This is a genomic window from Hallella seregens ATCC 51272 (assembly GCF_000518545.1).
GTDB classification, from domain to species: Bacteria; Bacteroidota; Bacteroidia; order Bacteroidales; family Bacteroidaceae; genus Prevotella; species Prevotella seregens.
On sequence record NZ_KI912452.1, the window covers coordinates 24826 to 46174 of the forward strand.

Sequence of the window (21349 nt, forward strand, 5' to 3'; positions counted from 1 at the left end):
TCGGTTGATTATTCGTTTGGTCGCGGTATTATAAAAGATGTATGCAAAGTTACATGAAAAAGGAGAAAGCACAAAGCGAAAGCCGGAAAAATGCGTGCCGCCACGCCGTCATCGTGTCGCGAAAAACGCCTCGTCACCCGATGATTACGCCGCAAACGCCCGGCGATTACGCCGTTATCGCGTTGCGTTTACGGCGTTATTGCAGCGCGATTGCGGGTTCATCTGCAAGGCGTTAAGTATCAGGATATAACAAAGATGCAGCATATTCATCCTTGTTGTTCCTCTCTGGTTTATAAAAATATATCCTAAAATGAAATGAATGTGCGGGAAATCGTTTAACTTTGCAATCGTGGGTGAATGATGATTCTATTGCAACCCTTGTGTCATTAACAATTTCTTGAATTACATTTTGATATGGAAAGAGAACTTCGTAAATGGTGGACGTACATTCTAAAAACGGCCGAACAGCATGCTTTTATGAAGATTGGTTTGGCGTCTGCTGCCTGTTTTGTCATCTTCCAATTTGGAAAGGATGTGGGCGAAGCGTTTTATTATATCCTGCATGGATGAATGAAATGAAGTGGAATGTATTCCATTCCGTTTCGTTGGCTACTTCTTTCGGATAAGGGTAAGGCCGTCGCGCAGGGGCAGGATGACTTGCTGCACGCGGGAGTCACGGGCAATGTGGTCGTTGAATCGGCGTATGCCCTGCGTCTGCGGGTCGTGGTCGTAGGCCGAATCCACCACGTGGCCGTCCCAAAGCGTGTTGTCGGCCAGAATGAGGCTACCGCGATTCATCAGTGGCAACAGGGCTTCGTAGGTCTCCACATAGTGGCGTTTGTCACCGTCGACAAAGGCCATGTCGAACTTTACACCCAGTTTCGGGGCTTCGGTGCAGGCATCGCCAATGCGGAAGTCGATGAAGCGGGCCACGGACGAACCCTCGATCCACGGCCGCGTGAAGTCTTCCATCTCGTCGTTAATCTCGAAAGTGAACAGCTTGGGGCCCTCTTCCGTGCCGTTTGCAGTGGGGGAGGAGTCGGCAATCCCAGGCGATGTTGCAGAATTTGAATGGTTTTGTTGAATTTGGAAAGGCCGGTTCTCCCGGTCAATTTCCTGCAATCCCTCGGCCATGCAGATGGCCGAGTAGCCCGAGAAAGTGCCCACCTCCAGGATATAGCGCGGCCGTTGCAGCATGACGAGCATCTTGAGCAGCCGGCCCTGCAGGTGTCCGCTGGCCATTCTACCGTGGATGGTGTGGATGTTGGTGGCGCGGTAGAGGCGGTAGAGATAGTCGCCCTCGGGTTCGCTGTGCGCCAAAATATAATTTATTAATTCAAAATTCATAATTCAAAATTCAAAATTGGAGCAGGAAATGTTCTTTTCTCTCATCATTTCAAAGTCGTTGTCGATTCTTTTCAAAGCCATTGTCGAATCCCTGCAAGGGGCAGTGCGGGCCAACTTCATGGTAGGCACAAACGCTCACAGGCAGCAGTCGGGCTTGTCGGCTCCCGCGCAGCCAATTTTGAATTTTGAATTATGAATTGCTAACTCCTTCTATCGCCAACTCGTAGCCCTTGAGTCCGAATCCGCAGATAACGCCCTTGCAACCGGCCGAAATCATGGAGTGGTGGCGGAACTCCTCGCGCTGGTGCACGTTGGAGATGTGCACTTCGATGACCGGGCAACGCAGCGAGCGGATGCAGTCGAGCAGGGCCACAGAGGTGTGGGTGTAGGCCCCGGCATTGAGCACGATGCCGTCGAAGGTGAACCCCACCTCCTGCATTTTGTTGATGAGCTCACCCTCGACATTGCTTTGATAATAGTGGAGCTCCAGCTCGGGGAATCGGCTGCGCAGGACGGGCAGATAGTCGTCGAACGAACAAGTGCCGTAGATGCCCGGCTCGCGCACTCCCAGCAAGTTGAGATTGGGGCCGTTAAGAATCAGAATCTTCTTCATTTTTGTTTTGCTATTTGGAGGGTTTCTGCTAACTTTGCAGCGAAGACGCAAGCCGACAAGGGCGTCGTCGCTCCTGCAAAGTTAAGCCAAAACGGAGAAAAGGCAAAGCAAATGAGCAGATTTTATTTGCGGCGATACCGGCCCGCGTCTCTGTACAACCCATGAAAACAGCCCATAACCATCCCGTGGACGACATGGTTCGCCGCTATGTGCGCTACCTGAAGCTGGAGCGCAACTACGCCGATAACACGCTGGAGGCCTATCGTCACGACCTGACCCATCTGCTCGGCTATCTCGGCACGCAACGGCTGGGACCGCTCGAAGTGAAGCTGGAACACCTGCAACATTTTGCCGCCACGCTTCACGAGCGCGGCATCGGGGCCAAGTCGCAGGCACGCATCCTCAGCGGCGTGCGGGCTTTCTACCGCTATCTGGTGCTCGACGGCTACCTGGAGGTGGACCCCACGGAGCTGCTGGAGTCGCCCCACCTGCCTCGCCACCTGCCCGAATATCTCACTACGGCCGAGGTGGATGCACTGGAAGACAGTATCGACCTTTCGACCAACGAGGGCCATCGCAACCGTGCCATCATCGAGGTTTTGTTCTCCTGCGGGCTGCGTGTGTCCGAACTCACGCACCTGCGCCTCTCTTGTCTCTATGCCGAGGAGCGGTTCATCCGCGTGCTGGGCAAGGGCAACAAGGAGCGGTTGGTGCCCATTTCCGACCGTGCCCTGCACGAGCTCGACCTCTGGTTTGACGACCGCCGCAAGATGAACATCCAGCCGGGCGAGGAAGACTACGTGTTTCTGAACCGGCGCGGCCACCATCTCACGCGCGTGATGATACTCATCATGATTAAGCGTCAGGCCGAACTGGCCGGCATTCACAAGACCATTTCGCCCCATACGCTGCGCCACTCGTTTGCCACGGCCCTGCTGCGGGGTGGCGCCGACCTGCGCGTCATCCAGGCCCTGCTGGGCCATGCCGACATCGGTACCACCGAAATCTACACCCACATGGACGACGAGTCGCTGCGGCAGGAGATTCTGCAGCACCATCCGCGCAACATTGCGCGCGGCTGCAAGTGAGCCGACGGCCGGCGGGACGGGCCACACGGAAAACAAATGTTCAATCAAAAATAATCGTAACAACAAATGAAAAAGAATCTATGTATCGGAACCGGTGCACTGACGGCCGGTCTGCTGCTGTCGGCCCTCACGGCCGCCGCACAACCCCAACCCAAGACTTGGAGCATCACGCCGAAAGTGGGCGTTGCCGTGTCGAGCGTGACCGGCCACCCCGGGGCCACGGTCGGGATGGTGTATGCGCGTCCTGCGGACGTGCCGAACCCGGGCGGAGCGCCCATTCAAGTGACAAGCAGCTACGGCACGGACAGGACGACGGAGCGGCTGGGACTGGTTGTCGGCGCCGAGGCGCAGTATCAGTTCAGCCCCAAGTGGGGGCTCACGCTGGGAGCTCTGTACAGCCGTCAGGGCGTCAACTTCAAGGGTTTCGACACTTACGACAGTGACCTCAAGGCCACGGTGTCGGTTCATGGGCTGAGCCTCGCGCTGGACTATGTGTCGGTGCCGGTGTTGGCCAACTTCTATATTTATAAAGGTCTGGCCGTGAAAGCCGGCGTGCAGCCCGCTTTCTGCGTAGACAAGAAGCAGAAAGGCAAGCTCACCCTCACCGGCAACACACCCGATGGGATGTATGTTGCGGGCACCGAGAAGCCAAGCATATTGAGCCTCGACGTGTCGATACCCATGGGCTTGTCCTACGAAGTGAGCCATGTGGTGATAGATCTGCGCTACAATCTCGGCGTGACCAACATAGCCGGCGGCGACTGGGTACCGTCGAAACCCACGTTCCGCAACAGCAGCTTCGCGCTGACCGTAGGCTATCGAATCGGGCTGTAGCCTTTGGCCCTTTCGAGGAAAAGGCGTAACTTTGCCCGCTCATTATTAATATGGTACTTAATCAACATCGTTTTATGAGAATCAGAAACCTCATTGCGGGTGTGCTGTTACTACTGGCCGGCACCGTGCAGGCCCAGATGCCCGACATGACGCTGCCCGTGGACAAGGAGGTGCGCATGGGCAAGCTGTCCAACGGCCTCACTTATTTCATTCGCTATAACAACTGGCCCGAGCACCGTGCCAACTTCTACATTGCGCAGAAAGTGGGCTCCCTCCAGGAGGAAGAGAGCCAGCGCGGCCTGGCCCACTTCCTGGAACACATGGCCTTCAACGGGTCGGCCCACTTCAAGGGCAACAACCTCATCGAGTGGTGCCGCACCCACGGCATCGAGTTCGGCGCCGATCTGAACGCCTACACCAGCATAGACCAGACGGTGTACAACATCGACAACGTGCCCACCCAGCGGCAGTCCACGCTCGACTCGTGTCTGCTCATCCTGAGCGACTGGTCGTCGGCCCTCACGCTGGAGCAGGAAGAGATAGAGAAAGAGCGCGGCGTGATTCACGAGGAGTGGCGGCTGCGCACGTCGGCCCAGAGCCGCATGCTCGAGCGCAACCTGCCCAAGCTCTATCCCGGCTCGAAGTACGGATTGCGCTATCCCATCGGCCTGATGTCGGTGGTGGACAATTTTAAGCGCAAGGAGCTGGTGGACTATTACCACAAATGGTACCATCCCTCGCACCAGGGCATCATCGTCGTGGGCGATGTGGACGTGGACCACGTGGAAGCACAGATTAAAGCCCTCTTTGGCGGCTTTAAAAACCCCGACAACGAGGCTGCCCTCGTGTCCGAACCCGTGCCCGACAATGCCGAGCCCATCGTCATCATCGACAAGGACAAGGAGTTTCAGCAGTCGGTGGTGAGCCTGATGATGAAGCACGAGAGCTTCCCCGACAGCCTGAAACAACAGCTGCCTTATCTGGTGCAGAACTATGTGAAGAATGCCGCTCTCGACATGCTCAACCAGCGATTCGTGGAGGCAGCGCAGAAAGCCGACTGCCCCTTTGTGGGTGCCCAGACCAGCGACGGCAACTATATCTTTGCCAAAACCAAGGACGCTTTCAGCCTCGACGTCTCGCCCAAGGACATGAGCCAGACGGCGGCCGCCCTGAAAGCCGCCTACATGGTGGTGCGCCAGGCTGCCGACCATGGCTTCACGGCTACCGAGTACAAGCGTTACCAGAGCAGCACGCTGAGCTCGCTCGACAAGATGTACTCCAACAAGGACAAGCGCTACACGCAGCAGTTCTACGGCGAGATACTGGGCTACTTCCTCAACAACGAGCCCATGCCGGGCATCGACTACAGCTATCAGACCATGAAGCAGCTGGTGCCCGCCATCCCCTTGGAGGCCGTGAACCAGGTGCTGCCCCAGTTGGTGAGCAAGAGCGACACCAATCTGGTGATACTGAACTTCAACAATGAGGCCGAGGGTGCCGTCTATCCCACGGCCGAACAGCTGCTCGCCGCCGTGCACGAGGCCCGCACCGCCCAGGTGGGGGCCTATGTGGACAACGTGAAGGACGAGCCGCTGATGACCACGCTGCCCACCGCCGGCAAAATCAAGAAAGAGCAGAAGAGCAAGAAGTTCGACTATGACATCCTGACCCTGAGCAACGGAGTGACCGTGCTGCTGAAGAAGACCGACTACAAGAAAGACCAAGTGATGCTCACCGGCTTGGGCGGCAGTGGCGCGTCCAACTACGGACGGGCCGACTTTGCCAACCTGCAGGCTTTCAACCAGGTGATCGATGCCAGCGGTCTGGGCAACTTCTCGAGCACCGAGCTGAGCAAGGCCCTGGCCGGAAAGATTGCAAACGCCAGCTTGACCATGGGCGAACGCCGCATGAGCGTGAGCGGAAGCTCCACACCCAAGGACGTGGAGACCATGCTACAACTGACCTATCTCTACTTCACCAACATCAAGAAGGATGAGGACTCCTACAACAACGTCATCCAGCAGTACATGGTTGGTCTCAAAAACCGTGAGCTGAACCCCGACATTGCTTTCCAGGACTCGCTCTCTGCAACCCTCTATGAGCACAACTGGCGCAATGCACCCATGCTGCTCGACGATGTGAAGAACATCAGTTACGACCGTATCCTCCAGATGGCCAAGGAGCGCACGGCTAACGCCAACGGCTGGCTGTTCGAGATTATCGGCAATTTTGACGAGGCCACCATCCGTCCGCTCGTCTGCCAGTATCTGGGAGCCCTGCCCTCCAAAGGCAAAAATGCCGTGGGCACGCGCAGCTCGCGGCTCACCGAGAAGAGCGTGGACAACACGTTTTACCGCAAGATGGAGACGCCCAAGGCCAACTCCATCGTGGTGTGGCTGAACCACAAGATACCCTATTCGCTCGAAAATTCCATCAAGGCCGACGTGGCCGGGCAGGTGCTCTCCATGGTCTATCTGCGCGAAATCCGCGAGGAGGCCAGCGCTGCCTACTCCTGCGGTGCGCAGGGCGGCATGAGCGTGGCCGACGATGGATTCCACATCGGACAGATTCTGGCCTACTGCCCCATGAAGCCCGAGAAGAAAGACATTGCACTGAAGATTATCGACGAGGAAATCAACAACCTGGCCGAGAAGTGCGACGCCGAAATGGTGGACAAGATTCAGAAGCTGATGCTCAAGCAGATCGACGACAACAGCAAGACCAACGGCTACTGGAGCGGCGTGGTGATGAACAACTACATGATGGGCCTCGACTCCTACACCGAGTACAAGTACATCGTGGAGAGCATCACGCCGGCGGCTATCTCTCAGTTTGTAAAGGACTATCTTGCCGGTGCCAACAAGGTAAGCGTGGTGATGCTGCCGCAGGAGTAGGCGTCGCCGTCGGGCCGTTTCGGTGCGTGGACAGTCTGCCGCCGACTGTTTCGATGCGCGGACAACTTGCCACCAACCGTTTCGATGTGCGGACAATTTGCCTCCGGCATGTCTTAATAGCAGTGAACCCCAAAAGCCAGACCATGGCTTTTGGGGTTCATCGTTCCCAAGGCCTTGGAACGCCATTTTTTCTCTGTTTTATCGTTTCCCACTCTTGGGAACGCCATTTTTTCTTCATTTTATCGTTTCCCACTCTTGGGAACGCCATTTTTTCTTCATTTTATCGTTTCCCACTCTTGGGAACGCCATTTTTTCATCGGTTTATCGTTTCCCACCCTTGGGAACGCCATTTTTTCATTGGTTCGTCTTTTCCCAAACCTGGGAAATGGGGTTTGGTTGTCGAATGGAATGAGGGTATTGCCGTAGGGGCCGGCACAGAGGCCGGCCCCTACATTTGGAACAATAAACAAGCATTCTTGGCAAAAACCGATGGATTTCATCCTTTTGCTTTGCACGTTCCCTTTTTCTTCGTAACTTTGTAACCCAAAGCCTACGGGCGGCTGCATCCTCCTGCGCTTTATCCCCTCAGAAATAAATAAGCATTACATTGGCCCGGCATGCAGGCCGGCCTCATTTATTCTCAACATCTTATGTCATATTTATTTTCGTCAGAATCTGTGTCTGAGGGACATCCCGACAAGGTGGCCGACCAAGTCTCAGACGCCATACTCGATCAGTTTCTTGCCTACGACAGCAAGTCGCACTGCGCCGTGGAGTCGTTCGTCACCACCGGCCAGGTGGTCATCATGGGCGAGGTGCGCTCCAGTGCCTACATTGATTTGCAGACCATGGCCCGCCGCGCCATCAAGCACATTGGCTACAGCAAGGCCGAATACCAGTTCGACTACAACTCGTGCGGTGTTCTGACCGCCATTCATGAGCAGAGTGACGACATAGACCGCGGCGTGTCGCGTGAGGAAGAGGACAACCAGGGTGCCGGAGACCAAGGCATGATGTTCGGCTATGCCAGCAACGAGACCGACAACTACATGCCCGCCACGCTCGACCTGGCACATCTTATTATGTACACACTGGCACAGATTCGCAAGGAGGGCCGCCAGATGACCTATCTGCGTCCCGACTCCAAGAGCCAGGTAACCATAGAATACGGCGAGAACAACGAGCCGCTGCGCATCGACACCATCGTGGTGTCGACCCAGCACGATCCCTTTATTCAGCCCGAGGACGACACGCGCGAGGCACAGCTACGGGCCGACGAGGCCATGCTGGCCCAGATTCGTCAGGATGTGGTCGGCATCCTCATGCCGCGTGTGATGGCCGAGGCCGGCGACAAGTTGCGGACACTGTTCAACGATGAAATCAAGTATCTGGTGAACCCTACGGGCAAATTTGTCATTGGCGGCCCCCACGGCGATACCGGTCTCACGGGTCGTAAGATCATTGTCGATACGTATGGCGGGCGCGGTGCCCACGGCGGCGGTGCTTTCTCGGGCAAGGATCCCTCCAAAGTGGATCGTTCGGCTGCCTATGCCGCCCGATACATTGCTAAAAACATGGTGGCTGCCGGTGTGGCCGACGAGATACTGGTACAGCTGGCCTATGCCATCGGCGTGGCCGAACCCGTGAGCATCTACGTGAACACCTACGGTCGCAGCCACGTGGACTGCACCGATGCCGAGATTGCCCGGCAGATAGGCCGGCTTTTCGACCTGCGTCCGAAAGCCATCGAACGCACGCTGAAGCTGCGCCAGCCCATGTATTTCGAGACGGCCGCCTACGGACACATGGGCCGCAAGAACCAGGTGGTGAAGAAGATTTTTACCAGTCTTTACCATGAGAAAGAGGAGATGGACGTGGAGCTCTTTACCTGGGAGAAGCTCGACCAAGTGGAGCGAATCCGCAAGGCCTTTGGGCTCTGATAGCCTATGATGCAGCAAGATTCCATCCAACATGCGGATATAGAAACGCTGGAAGCCTCGTCACAAGAGGCCTCCAGCGTTCGTCATGATGGCTACCACTCGCCCCGCGAGATTATAAGCTGGCTGCCCCGCACGGCAACGCCCTGGCAGCAGGACTCGGCCATCAGGGCCAATTACAAGTTCCCGGAGGTGGACTGGACCAAAGCCCACAACCCCATGTGCACGCCGCAGACCCGTGCCGACGCGCCCTCGGGCTTCTCGCTCGATAAACCCATGTACCATGGCCGTTCGCTGGTACAACCCGATTCTATCTATCGCCCCGAGTATGCCGTCTATCGGCAAGGCGTGGCTGGCGACCCCGTTCCCTACACCATCGGCGGCGACAATCTCATTACATCCATCCTGTTGGGCTGTTTTGTCTTTGCCACGGTGGCCGTCGCCAAGTCGGGCAACTTCCTGCAACGGCAGTTCAAAAACTTCTTCCGCACCCAGCGTGAGGGCACCACCGTGATTACAGAAACAAGCAGCGAACTGCGGTTTCAGCTCTTCCTCGTGTTGCAGACGTGTCTGCTCTTTGCCCTGATCTTCTTCTTTCGTACCAATACCTTTGGCGATGAGTCGTTCACCATTCCACAATACCTCATCATCGGTACCTATACCGGCATCATGGCTGTCTACTTTTTGCTGAAAGCCCTACTCTATGCGGTGGTGGACTGGGTGTTTTTTGAAAAGAAAAAAAACGAACAATGGATGAAGTCTGCACTCTTTCTTGCCTCCACCGAGGGCTTGGCTCTTTTCCCCGTTGTGATGCTGCTGGCCTACTTTGGATTCTCCATTGAGGGCACGGTTGTCTACACGATGTTTGTCATCATTCTGGTAAAGCTTCTGGCTTTTTACAAGACCTTTATTATCTTTTTCAGAAAGAGCGGTGTTTTTCTGCAAAGTTTTTTGTACTTTTGTGCACTTGAATTGATGCCACTCGGTGCCTTGTGGGGAGCTCTGGTGCTGACGGACAGTTATTTGAAAATTAATTTTTAATACAAGATGATTAAGAAGATCATGATATCTCAGCCCAAGCCGGCCAGTGAGAAATCTCCTTATTACGACATCGAGAAAGAATATGGCGTGGAACTTATTTTTCGTCCCTTTATCAAGGTCGAAGGCCTCACGGCAAAAGAGTTTCGGCAGCAGAAAGTGAGCATTCTCTCACACACGGCCATCGTCTTCACCTCGCGTCATGCCATCGACTACTTTTTCATGTTGGCCAAAGAGCTCCGTCTGAACATTCCCGAGGACATGAGGTATTTCTGTGTGACAGAGACCATCTCGCTTTATATCCAGAAATACGTGCAATACCGCAAGCGCAAGGTGTTCTTCGGCACTACGGGTAAGATAGATGATCTGATTCCTCTGATGATGAAGCACAAGCTCGAGAAGTACCTGGTGCCGCTGAGCAGTGTGCACAACGACGACATTAAGGACAAGCTCGATGCCAAGGGGCTGACGCATACCGAATGTGTGATGTACCGCACGCTGAGCAATGAGTTCAGCGATGAGGAGATCAAGCACTTTGACTATGACATGCTGATTTTCTCGACGCCCACAGGCGTGAACTATCTCACCAAGGCTTTTCCCGACATGCAGGGGAACCAGCTCAAGCTGGGTGCCTTTGGCCCGGCTACGGGCAAGGCCATTGCCGATGCCGGATTTACCCCAGCCTTGGTAGCAGGAACCAAGGAGTATCCCTCAATGGTGAGTGCACTGAAAGACTTTCTCGAAAAAGAGAACGGAAAACAATAACCCACGCATGCCGGCAGGACAGTCCAGACTCACCAAGGAGGAGCGGATGTGCAGCAAGAAGCTGATAGAAGTCCTCTTCAAGGGCGGCCAGAGCCGCTCGATGTCGGCTTTTCCTTTGAGAGTGGTCTATATGTTGCTGGCAGAGGGCGGAACAGCTGACGACGGGATTTTGTCAGAGATGCTGGTGAGCGTGCCCAAGCGTTGTTTCAAGCGGGCCGTGAAGCGCAACCATGTGAAGCGTCAGGTGCGCGAGGCCTATCGCCGGCACAAGACATTGGTGGGACAGCCTGCGGCGATTGCTTTTGTGTGGCTTGACAACAAGCTGCATGCCAGTGAAGAAGTAGAACGGAAAGTGGTTAACCTGCTGCGCCGGGTGGGTGAGCGGATTCAGCAGGAGGCAAAGGTATGATGCAGCTGGTGCGTGTCGTGTTGCGAGGACTGGCGTGGTTGCTGGTGTTGCCCATCGTATTCTACCAGAAGTTCATCACGCCCTTTACGCCATCGTCGTGCCGCTTTACGCCGAGTTGTTCGGAATATGCCCGTCAGGCCCTGCTCAAGCATGGGCCGGTAAAAGGGCTTTTGCTGGCCGTGTGGCGTGTTTTGAGGTGTAATCCATGGGGTGGAAGCGGCTATGACCCGGTTCCGTAAGTTGTCCTCTCGGGAGGCGCCCCGCATTTGATATATTTACCATGGCCCCTTGGGCTTAAAACCAATTGGAATGAAAAACTTTGTTGAAGAACTGAAATGGCGAGGCATGCTGGCCCAAATCATGCCGGGTACGGAAGAATACCTCATGAAAAACATGGTGTCGGCCTATCTGGGCACTGACCCCACAGCCGATTCTCTTCATATTGGCCACCTCTGTGGCATTATGATGCTGCGCCATCTGCAGTGTTGCGGCCACAAGCCCTATCTGCTCGTGGGTGGTGCCACGGGCATGATTGGCGATCCTTCGGGCAAGAGCCAGGAGCGTAACCTGCTCGATCCGGAAACACTCTACCACAATCAGGAGGCTATCAAGAAGCAGGTTGCCAAGTTCCTCGACTTCGACAGCACCGATCCCAACAGGGCTGAACTGGTGAACAATTACGACTGGATGAAGGACTTCACATTTCTCGACTTCGCGCGCACCGTGGGCAAGCACATCACCGTGAACTACATGATGGCCAAGGACAGCGTGCAGAAGCGGCTCAACGGCGAGGCTCGGGACGGCCTTTCGTTCACGGAGTTCACCTATCAGCTGCTTCAGGGCTACGACTTCCTCTATCAATATCAGCACTATGGTGTGCGTCTGCAACTGGGCGGCAACGACCAGTGGGGCAACATGACTACCGGTACGGAGCTCATTCGCCGCACATTGGGCAACGAGGCAGAAGCCTACTGCCTTACTTGTCCGCTCATCACCAAGGCCGACGGCAAGAAGTTTGGCAAGACCGAAAGCGGCAATGTGTGGCTCGATCGCAACCGCACCACTCCCTACGCTTTCTATCAGTTCTGGCTCAACGTGAGCGACGACGATGCCGAACGATACATTAAGATATTCACAGACTTGGACAAAAAGACTATCGATGCCCTCGTAGCTGAACACAGTCAGGATCCGGGTCGCCGTGTATTGCAGAAGCGCTTGGCCGAGGAGGTGACCGTGATGGTACACTCGCAGGAAGACCTCGACATGGCCATTGCCGCCTCAAACATTCTCTTCGGCAAGGCTACTAAGGAACAGTTGGCCCAGCTCAACGAGGCTACGCTCAACGATGTGTTCAAGGATGTGCCCCATTACGAGCTGTCGCAGAGCGAGCTTGGCGGCAAGGCCATTGATCTGTTCTGTCAGGATGGCTGGGACATTTTCCCCAGCAAGGGCGAGATGCGCAAGATGGTAAAGGGTGGCGGCGTGAGCCTGAACAAGGAGAAACTTGCTGAGTTCGACCGCCCGGTCACTGCCGACGACCTCATTGACGGCAAATATCTGCTCGTGCAGCGCGGCAAGAAAAACTATTATCTCATCACAATAAAATAAATTTCAGCCAGGGAAATATAATTGAAGCAGCGACACATTCCTCGTGCATGGACTGCAAAGCATTTTTAACGCTCCGTTGTTTGCTGCTTCAAACAGATTCCCTATATTTGCAACCATAGAATCAATGCTTCAAACAAATGCAATAAACGCAATGGAATCTATGAACAAACTGAAACTTTCTGTGGCCGTATTGGCCAGTGTTGCTTTGGTGGCCGGATGTTGGTTGCTGGGCAGAGGGCTCACTCATTTCCGTCAGGACGCGTCGACCATTACCGTAACGGGCATGGCCGAAAAGGAAATTACGAGCGACCTCATCGTGTGGAACATTACTGTGACCGGCGAAGCCGGTACGCGCAGCGGCGCTTTTGCCGAGTTTGAGCGGTCGGTGGCCACCGTGCGCAAGTATCTGCGGCAGAACGGTATTGCCGACAGCTCGATCAGTTCGGGCAGTGCCGACATTACCAAACTCACCAAGAGCCAATACGACAGTAGCCAGCAACGCTATTTCTCGATAGACAATGGCTTCTCTGTTTCGCAAACTCTCTCTGTCAGCTCCTCGCAGCTGGCCACGGTGGAACAGGTGTATCAGAAAATCTCAGAGCTCTACGGACGCGGCATCGACTTCAGCAGCAGCTCTCCGCTCTACTACTACACGCGGCTCAACGACCTGAAGATGGAGATGCTCCATGCCGCCGGCGCCAATGCCTTGGAGCGTGCCAAAACCATTGCCGAGGGTTGTGACGCCCATGTGGGCAACCTCAAGTCGTCGGCCATGGGTGTCTTCCAGATTGTGGGCAAGAACAGCAACGAGGATTACAGCTGGGGCGGCACATTCAATACAGACAGCAAGGAGAAAGTGGCCAGCATTACTGTCAAGGCCGTCTACAAGGCTGACTAATTTTGTTGTGGCCCTAAAAAATCAATGGCAAAAAGTTTGGCTTTTCCCCCGAAAAGCATTATCTTTGCATGCCAGATTGTCCTATGGTGTAATGGCTAGCACTAGAGTTTTTGGTTCTCTCAGTCGTGGTTCGAGTCCGCGTAGGACAACATGAAGAGACGCCAAGCAGTTGATTTCTCAACGCTTGGCGTCTTTTCGTATCTTCCAATTTAAATGGATTTTCTATTTTTCCTTTATCAGAACAACACTTGTTGCCGGTATTTTACAGTAAAGATGGTTTCCTGCTTCCACTTCATCTACGGGGGCGAGTAGCTTGTCGTCATAGGGTAGCTTGTCGGCCATATAGCGGAATACGCTGAACTTATTGCTCTGGTTATGGTATTTGTTGGTCAGGTCGATGGTATAAGATGTGTTGTCTGGATTAGCGAAGACGTACACCCACCTGCCGTCTACATTTCTAAAGGCAGTGGCAGCCATCTTTCCTTGATTGATGGAGATAGGGTGAATATCGGCTCCTGGACGGATGTGTTGGGTAAGGAGACCATAAGCATAATATTGCGGACGTGGCTGATAGTCGTATTTCAATTTGTAGTAATAGGGTTCATTGCGATAAACATCCTTGACATAGCGCCACATACCAAGCTGTTGCATGGAGGCATAGCTGTCATGGGCGCTGTACCACTCGTCGAAAAGTTGCCAGTAGCTGCATCCGCAAGCTCCGTAGTTCAAGAAGTTGAGCACAAGACGGTCGATGAGTATGCCTCGCCGGTAATAGTCTATATCGGCTTGTCGGGCAGACAACATTGTTCGGTTGCTGCCAAACTCTCCGACAAAGTGCATCTTGCCAGCAGCTTTGGCTAAATCTACATTTCGTTTTTCCCAGGCTCCTATTTCTTCGTTGGAGCTTTCATAGCCAAATCGATAACAGTGGGAATTGAACATGCCCGCAACATCTTTCACATTCTCGCATGCCTTTGCCAGAAAGTCAATGTCATCGTGGATATTGTCGCTCAGGTTGAGTGAAATCTTATCTTTGATGCCCAATCGTTCCAACTGGTCGGCTATCTTATGGCAGATGATCGAGTAGTTGGCAGCTGTCATGTACTGGAAGTGTCCATAGTAGAAGTTAGGTTCGTTGATGGGGGTGAGCATCTTTACGCAGGTATAATGCTTGGTGTCGATAAGATATTTGGCTAAAATGGCGCAGTTCTCTGCCCACTCATCATAATCTTTGGGCACAAATAGCCAGTTCCCTGTTTGTCCTCCAGCCATCCAAGATCCTACAGATGCACCCCAGAAGACGATAGTGACTTCTGCATTAATCTCCTGGGCAAGATCAAGCTCTTTACATAGAGCTCGCATCTCTTTTGTATCAAAGTTCAGCGCATTCCAGTCGATGGTATAGGGATCGCTGTTGTCATTAGTTGGCTCGAACCATTGAGACATGACCCATACCCTGAAATTGTGGGGCTTCATTTGTTTGACACGGGGGACTATAACGTTGTCCCAGTCTTCTGTCTTGGCGCCGTCATTTTTGGCGAGGCATGCTGTTAGAAAATGTGGATCGAACTCTACTCCGATACCCTGCAAGGATACACCAGTCGGATTACCAACAGACAATTGCAGGGGTTGGTCCTCGGGTTGATGAGTAACAGGTCTGATGCAGAATCCGAGATCTCTTGTGTTTTCTTGGATAGTATATTCTCCTTTTTTAAATCCTAAGAATCGTGCATTCCTTGCTTGTGTTCCGGGATTGGCTGACCAATAGAAGCCGCAGGTGCCAATGTTGTCATGCGTAGTGCCATCGTAATAGTTACCGTTTGCAGGCAGAAAGATGCTATTACCATTGGTTCCGGTTACAGTGTACCCAGGAATGTTGTTATAACTGTTCCAGGTCCACGTGCAGTGGTCAATGAGTTCTTGTAGCTGTTGGATAGTGGGGATGGCCCACTGGCCTCCTAAATTCTCTGTGGCAGCATCATGACTGGTTGATGAAATATTGTTGCCGATGGCAGTATAGGTGCCATTGGAATAATAAAGATAATTTTGTTGGGTAAAGCTTGCTTTTTGTATGGGTTCTCCCCAAGCAAAGAAGTCACCATATTCCTCTGGATAAGTGGAACCGAGATTGCAATTGGACCATAAAGTCCCGCTGGGAAGCCCAAGGTCTATGCTTTTGAGACGTTCTTCACCGAAAGTGATATTCGAGATAGAAGTGATGGGAATGGCTTTCATTCCGCCACTCTTTTGCCTGACCACCATTTGGGTCTGTGCGAAAATAGGTGTGGCAGATAGGAAAGTGATTAACCCAATATAGAAACGTTTCATCATAATCATAATATATTATTGTACAGGCCGGATGGGTAGACCCATATATCTGTATTCATAATCGATAGTCTTTTTTCCGTTGCGTATTTCTAAAGTGAAAGATTCCTGATCGCTCCGATCGGCCAGAGATGAGGCCCAATAGTATCCCGATATTCCTTTATCTTCATGTTCGAGATTGATGCGCTTACCGGCAGCTGGTAGAAATATGCTCTTCCCGTTGGGCCCTGTAACGGTGTATCCCTCAATGCCATTTGTGATAGTCCATGTCCAAGCACATTCCTTTATGAGTTCTTCCATTTGTGTTTTGGTTGGAATCTTCCACGGCTTTCCTAAATTTGAGGTCGCCCCGTCATATTTTGATGCAGAAATATCTTCCAAAATATCTTCGTAAGGGTAAGTGCCATGTACGGTATCATAGAGTTTGTATTGCACAAGATTATAGATGCTTTTGTCAGTAAGTTCGCCCCAGGCAAAGAAGTTTCCGGCATCTTCGGGATGTAGCCCTCCCACATTACAGGATCCCCATTGCGTTCCGCTGGGTAATCCGAGACTGACAGCTTCAAGTCCACCCTCATCGAATTCTACAATTCCCACTTCGTTGAGTGAATAAGTGAAAGTGTTGCCGTCAATATCCCTAATAATCATTTTGTTTTGAGCCTGTATGTTCTTGATGGCCAATAGCATGGTTATGAGGATGATATAGCGTTTCATGGACGAACCAATTTAATAGTTGATAATCCTGCTTTTACGATAAACAACCTTTGAGAGGAGGGAAATCGAAAGCATAGGGAGCCATTGTTATCTGTTCGGTGAGTTGCGACAATTTTTCCGTCGAGGGAGTAGACATAAATAGGGGTAGATGGTTCGAAGCCTTGGATGCTGATGCCATCCGGTGTTGCAGTGATGGTACCATGCGGCAAGTTGTTCTGGTGTGCAGCTGCAATACCATTTGCTGTATGGTCGAAAGTAATTCTATCCAGATTGGTTACGGGATATGCGATGGTTATATTTTCCGTTTGGAGTAGGAGTGTATCTCCTTGATATATGATTTTTGGTTTGGCAGACAAAGCATAGGACACGGTTCCTCCTGTCTTCTGCCAGATCATGATATGAGTTTCTTCACCCATAACGGAGGCAGCAGCTCCTATACACAGCCATACGATGACGATAATCCGTAAGGGCCATGGTTGCGTGCAATGTCTGTGTTTGATGATCTTCATGGTGTATTTTAATTTGAAATGTCCCCACCGGAATAGTATGAATAGCTATCCCGTGTGGGACATTTTAGGTATGACGCAGAGTCTCTTGAAGATTCAGCGATGGACTATAATGCTTTTATTTGCAAACCTTTTTTCCATTGATGATATAAACACCGTGCTGTAATCCGTCAAGAGCCTTATGCTGCTTTACGGCAGTTCTTATCAACATGCCTTGAAGATTATAGACGTTTACTTTAATATCAGACTGCTGCATCTCTACACCGGCAAGATTCTCATCGAGCACTTTGCCATCTATGGCGCATGCGAGTGTTTCCGGCATATTGGATTCTGTGATGGCAAGATAGGCTGTATTGGCTTTTGCTTCCAATTCTCCATTGCTCTTGACAAAGTTTTTGCCGTCAAAAATATATGCTCCAGCTGGTATGACTTTCTTGGTGTATGTACCTTGGTAAGTGGCTGTGCCCTCTGTCACGGCGCCCACCGTCCCCTCTCCATTAATCAGACGGTTTCCCATCGTGCTATTGTAGCCCGATGCCGGCAACACAAGATAAGGAGTTCCACACACTATTCCATTGCCTATTTCCAAGGTTTCAAACTGAGCCACTCCGTCTTTAATGCCTTTAAATACAGCCACTTTACTCACAATATCCAAAAGATTGCAATGTCCATCCTCTTGGTTGATGGTAAAGGGTACGCAAATGGGTCTCCATACGTCTTCCTCGAAAGAGGTTTTCAACGAGGCAAATACATTGTATTGGCCCAGAGGAACGGGATTTGTGTCCGCTTCTTCATCAAAAATAAATCCGGGTATACCGGGCCGTACGCTCAGACCATAGGCACGCTCCATGGGTATAATCTCAATTTTGTCTTTGTTGAAATGTACGCAATAAGCCTCTTTGGTATTCTGTTCGTTTCGTGTAGTAGTCCAGTAATATCCGTCGGTACCGGCATGAATGGCCTTTCTTCCATCTTTATAACCAGCTGCGGGAAGAACGATAGTCGTTCCACTGGGTCCTGTGACATAGTACACTTTGTCATCGTCAGACCATTTCCATGTGCAGTTGTCAATCAGTTCCTGCCATTGAACCATGGTTAGCGACTTAATCCATGTTTCTCCGTAGCACATGGCAACATCCCAACAATTGGGTGCGCTGTACCAGCCTGCAATATCCGTTGTGTTGATGGTTTCATACATATTACCGTATGAAGCCGCATTGTAACTACCTTGAACGTGGATGTTTCCCCATTGGTAGTAGTTGCCATATTCCATACTTGATGTTGTGCCGATGTTGTGGTCACACCATCGTGTGTTCGACAAAACGCCCATGTAATTGGCGTTGTTGTTTACGTATTCATTGATGTCGTCTTCTACAGCCCAGAGGCTGAGCGAGGTCATCACTGCCATTGCAAAGGTAAATAGTTTCTTCATACTGCTTATTTTTAGAAGTTAGTAATATTCATTTTCAGATGAGAATGTAGTTCTTTCGTTCACTTTTAAAAAAGTAATCTTGTGGTGTATTATAGAGATAGCATGCTTTTTGTGCTTCTCTTTCTACTCTTCATCTTGTAATGGAACACCCCATCGCCATGGGTCTTTTCTATTGTTTTCCAACAAACAGCGTGTAATTGTGTTGCTTTAACGGTTAAACCGCAGCTTTTTGCAATGATAGATAAAAAAGCAATATGATGCAACACTTTGGCCATTAAATGGTGAAAAATTAAATATAATTAATATATAGACATGTATTTTAGCGTTGCTATTATAATAATGTGTATCTGAAAGCCCATCATTGTTTTTGTCTTGTCTTCATCAATGCAGAGTTGACAAGTCCGTAAATGTATAATTTAATGGTTTGATTATTAGTGTTTTATAATGTGTATTGGATAGAAAAAGGGATATATTTAAGAAAGTTCGGCAAAGAATAGCTTAATTAATGTTAAGAGAAATACCAACTTTGGTATGGAAAACCTATCTTTGCGGTGATTAACCGTTTAAGTAATTCAAATATTAAACGCTGATGAAACAATTAAGATTAATAATCATTGCAGTGTCGTTGATGACGGCATTGATTGGGGAATGCAAGACGCATAAGGCTCTGTTTGTAATTATAGATGGTATTCCAGCAGACTGCGTGGAACGCCTTCAGCCTCCAACCATTATGGATATTGCCGGTCACGGTCATTATAGCCGCGCACTGTGCGGAGGTGAAATCAGCATGTATTCGCAGACACCAACCATATCGGCCATTGGCTATACGAATATTTTAACGGGAACTTGGATGAACAAGCATAATGTCCAGGGCAATGAAAACATCCATATCAATTATAATTATTGGAACATCTTTCGTATCGCCAAGGCGCAAAAACGTCCGGTGAAGACAGCCATCTATACGGGATGGACAGACAATCGTACAATATTGTTGGGGGCGGGAAAGCCAGAAGCCGGAAATTTGCAGGTGGATTATGTGTACGATGGTTATGACCTTGATACCATCAGATTCCCTCACAAGCCAGACGAACTGCACGTATTTGACATAGACTGCCAAGTTTCGGCAGATGCTGCCAAAAGCATTCGTACCGAGTCACCAGACTTAAGTTGGCTCTATCTCTGGTATACGGATGATGCTTTCCATAGTCATGGAAGCGGTTCTTACTCTGATACCTATGTGATGAAGACGGACAGTTTGCTGGCGCAAGTATGGGAAGCCGTTCAATACAGGGAAAATAACTTCAACGAAGAGTGGCTGGTCATCGTTACGACAGACCATGGACGCTACGTGGATGGCTTTGGACACGGCGGCCAGACGGTTCGTGAACGCACGGTGTGGGTGTCGACTAATCTGAAAGAAGTCAATCCCCATTTCAAGGAGTCGTCGCTCAGCCATGTCGACATCAACCCAACCATTTGCAAGTGGATGGGCTTCGGCATGCCTGAATCTGTGGCGTATGAGCAGGATGGAATGTCGTTTTATGGCAAGCAGGGCATTACCAACCTTTATGCTACAAAGTATGACGATCAGGTGGTGCTGACTTGGGAATGTCATGAACCCTCAGAGATGGCCACAATCTATGCAGTTCCTACAAATCATTTTGCAACGGGTGGACATGATGAATGGCAGAAAGTCGGGACGGTGAAAGCGGCGGCCCAATCATTTGCTGTGGACATGAGTCAACTTGCGAAGTCGAAACTTTATAAATTTGTCGTGGTTACACCGAGTGCCCATCTGACGCGATGGTGGAACATATTTTGAGATCTTGTCATGGGAATATCCCTCGATAGATCTTTGTTAATCGTTGCATCTGTCCGAGTTAATATAATAAAGGTAACATGAAAGCATCTTTAAAAGATATAGCAGAGGCCTTAAATGTATCGAAGACCACCGTGTCTTGGGTATTGGGAGGAAAAGGTGACGAGCGAGGAATCAGCACAGCCATGCAAGACAAGGTGTGTGCCATGGCCAAGAAAATGAACTATCAACCCAATTTGATAGCGCGAAGTCTGAATACGGGGTTGACGAGTACCATAGGATTGATTATTCCTGATATTACGGACTCTTTCTATTCTGAGGTGGCCAGCTCTATAGAGAAAAGTGCAGAACGGGCAGGTTTCTACGTGATGATTGGTAATTCTGAATCCAATCCGGAGCGCGAGCGCCACCTTATTCAGATGTTCAAGGCCAAGCAGGTGGATGGCATCGTCCTGGCACCGACCAAGATTTCGCGAGTGGAAATAGACCGACTGATGGAGGAGCACTTCCCATTTGTACTCTTCGACCGCTATTATCCGGAGGTCAAGACCAACTATGTGATTGTGGACAACGGGGACAGCAGCTATCGGCTTGTCAAGAATATGGTGGGCCGTGGATGCCGAAAGGTAGCCATTATCACCACCAACTCGCATCTTCGGACAATGAACATGCGCCGTGAGGGCTATAGCAATGCCCTGCTCGAATCGGGAATAGAGCTGGATACCAACCTGTATGGAGAGGTGGGTTTCAATGATTACCAAAAGGGAATCTATCCGGTGCTCGACCGTATTCTGGAGCAAGTTCCCGATGTTGACGGCTTCTTCTTCACCACTCACATCCTGTGTTTGGCGGCATTCAAGTATTTCCATGATCGTCATGTCAGTTATGCCAGCTACGAATTCTCGTGTATTCATGGCATGCCGGCCTTTCAGTGCATCGCCCCGTCCATGCAGATTGCCCGCATGCCCGTGGAGCAGATTGCAGAGGAATCGGTCAATATATTGGTCAAGAACATAGAATTCCGGCAGACCCATGGTGATGCGGAGTTCCCTATTCATGAGGTGAGTCTCAAGTGCACCTATTATTAATAGCAATACTTTAGTTCCCATCAAATCCCCCGGC

At 51.2% G+C, this 21349-nt stretch carries 21 protein-coding genes; 15 read left to right on the forward strand and 6 right to left on the reverse strand.

Annotation, left to right across the window (positions count from 1 at the left end; genetic code table 11):
• Positions 1-53 precede the first annotated feature (53 nt).
• Both L888_RS14575 and L888_RS14715 read left to right on the forward strand, forming a co-directional pair.
• Positions 54-236, forward strand: coding sequence for a hypothetical protein (locus L888_RS14575; protein WP_156925011.1), 183 nt, complete (start codon positions 54-56; stop codon positions 234-236).
• Between the two features lie 178 nt (positions 237-414).
• A complete protein-coding gene (locus L888_RS14715) occupies positions 415-570 on the forward strand; it encodes a hypothetical protein (protein ID WP_169732678.1) in 156 nt (51 codons plus the stop codon).
• Between the two features lie 39 nt (positions 571-609).
• On the opposite strand, the gene L888_RS0111950 is transcribed toward L888_RS14715, so the two are convergent.
• Together L888_RS0111950 and aroQ are read right to left on the reverse strand one after the other, a co-directional pair.
• Entirely contained in the window at positions 610-1347 is a 738-nt protein-coding gene (locus tag L888_RS0111950) for an O-methyltransferase (RefSeq protein ID WP_027953055.1), read from the reverse strand.
• Between the two features lie 190 nt (positions 1348-1537).
• Entirely contained in the window at positions 1538-1960 is a 423-nt protein-coding gene (aroQ, locus tag L888_RS0111960; RefSeq protein ID WP_027953057.1) for a type II 3-dehydroquinate dehydratase, read from the reverse strand.
• Positions 1961-2121: 161 nt separating this feature from the next.
• Here aroQ and L888_RS0111965 point away from each other — a divergent pair, with 161 nt between their 5' ends.
• The 11 genes from L888_RS0111965 to L888_RS0112010 all read left to right on the forward strand — a co-directional run bounded on the left by L888_RS0111965 (position 2122) and on the right by L888_RS0112010 (position 13431).
• Positions 2122-3048, forward strand: a complete 927-nt coding sequence (locus L888_RS0111965; RefSeq protein ID WP_005845239.1) for a site-specific tyrosine recombinase — start codon at positions 2122-2124, stop codon at positions 3046-3048.
• A 66-nt stretch (positions 3049-3114) separates the two neighbouring features.
• Positions 3115-3882: a porin family protein gene (locus L888_RS0111970; RefSeq protein WP_027953058.1), complete on the forward strand. Its 768-nt coding sequence runs from the start codon at positions 3115-3117 to the stop codon at positions 3880-3882.
• Positions 3883-3956: 74 nt separating this feature from the next.
• On the forward strand, positions 3957-6776 hold the full coding sequence (locus L888_RS0111975) for a M16 family metallopeptidase (protein WP_027953059.1): 2820 nt from the start codon (positions 3957-3959) through the stop codon (positions 6774-6776).
• Between the two features lie 143 nt (positions 6777-6919).
• Positions 6920-7318, forward strand: coding sequence for a hypothetical protein (locus L888_RS14580; protein WP_156925012.1), 399 nt, complete (start codon positions 6920-6922; stop codon positions 7316-7318).
• A gap of 108 nt (positions 7319-7426) precedes the next feature.
• Positions 7427-8716, forward strand: coding sequence for a methionine adenosyltransferase (metK, locus tag L888_RS0111985; protein WP_027953061.1), 1290 nt, complete (start codon positions 7427-7429; stop codon positions 8714-8716).
• 6 nt (positions 8717-8722) lie between these two features.
• On the forward strand, positions 8723-9754 hold the full coding sequence (locus L888_RS0111990) for a DUF4271 domain-containing protein (RefSeq protein WP_027953062.1): 1032 nt from the start codon (positions 8723-8725) through the stop codon (positions 9752-9754).
• A gap of 6 nt (positions 9755-9760) precedes the next feature.
• On the forward strand, positions 9761-10516 hold the full coding sequence (locus tag L888_RS0111995) for a uroporphyrinogen-III synthase (RefSeq protein WP_027953063.1): 756 nt from the start codon (positions 9761-9763) through the stop codon (positions 10514-10516).
• A gap of 7 nt (positions 10517-10523) precedes the next feature.
• Positions 10524-10925, forward strand: coding sequence for a ribonuclease P protein component (gene rnpA, locus L888_RS0112000; RefSeq protein WP_005845232.1), 402 nt, complete (start codon positions 10524-10526; stop codon positions 10923-10925).
• Positions 10925-11164, forward strand: coding sequence for a membrane protein insertion efficiency factor YidD (gene yidD / locus L888_RS14245; protein ID WP_005845231.1), 240 nt, complete (start codon positions 10925-10927; stop codon positions 11162-11164). Before rnpA ends, yidD begins: the two co-directional genes overlap by 1 nt.
• A 70-nt stretch (positions 11165-11234) precedes the next feature.
• Positions 11235-12533, forward strand: coding sequence for a tyrosine--tRNA ligase (gene tyrS, locus L888_RS0112005; protein ID WP_027953064.1), 1299 nt, complete (start codon positions 11235-11237; stop codon positions 12531-12533).
• A 160-nt stretch (positions 12534-12693) separates the two neighbouring features.
• Positions 12694-13431, forward strand: coding sequence for an SIMPL domain-containing protein (locus L888_RS0112010; protein ID WP_027953065.1), 738 nt, complete (start codon positions 12694-12696; stop codon positions 13429-13431).
• 222 nt (positions 13432-13653) lie between these two features.
• Here the strand turns inward: L888_RS0112010 and L888_RS0112020 are convergent, their stop codons facing one another.
• The 4 genes from L888_RS0112020 to L888_RS0112035 all read right to left on the reverse strand — a co-directional run bounded on the left by L888_RS0112020 (position 13654) and on the right by L888_RS0112035 (position 18408).
• Positions 13654-15768, reverse strand: coding sequence for a glycoside hydrolase (locus tag L888_RS0112020; protein ID WP_027953066.1), 2115 nt, complete (start codon positions 15766-15768; stop codon positions 13654-13656).
• Positions 15769-15774: 6 nt separating this feature from the next.
• Positions 15775-16470: a hypothetical protein gene (locus L888_RS0112025; RefSeq protein ID WP_027953067.1), complete on the reverse strand. Its 696-nt coding sequence runs from the start codon at positions 16468-16470 to the stop codon at positions 15775-15777.
• Positions 16467-16979, reverse strand: a complete 513-nt coding sequence (locus L888_RS0112030) for a hypothetical protein (protein ID WP_015298572.1) — start codon at positions 16977-16979, stop codon at positions 16467-16469. Before L888_RS0112030 ends, L888_RS0112025 begins: the two co-directional genes overlap by 4 nt.
• A 115-nt stretch (positions 16980-17094) precedes the next feature.
• On the reverse strand, positions 17095-18408 hold the full coding sequence (locus tag L888_RS0112035) for a hypothetical protein (protein ID WP_027953068.1): 1314 nt from the start codon (positions 18406-18408) through the stop codon (positions 17095-17097).
• Between the two features lie 589 nt (positions 18409-18997).
• Between L888_RS0112035 and L888_RS0112040 the strand changes: the two genes are divergently transcribed.
• Together L888_RS0112040 and L888_RS0112045 are read left to right on the forward strand one after the other, a co-directional pair.
• Positions 18998-20230 (forward strand): alkaline phosphatase family protein, encoded by a 1233-nt coding sequence (locus L888_RS0112040; protein WP_027953069.1) that lies wholly within the window; start codon positions 18998-19000, stop codon positions 20228-20230.
• Between the two features lie 77 nt (positions 20231-20307).
• On the forward strand, positions 20308-21315 hold the full coding sequence (locus tag L888_RS0112045; protein ID WP_005845216.1) for a LacI family DNA-binding transcriptional regulator: 1008 nt from the start codon (positions 20308-20310) through the stop codon (positions 21313-21315).
• Positions 21316-21349: the final 34 nt, after the last annotated feature.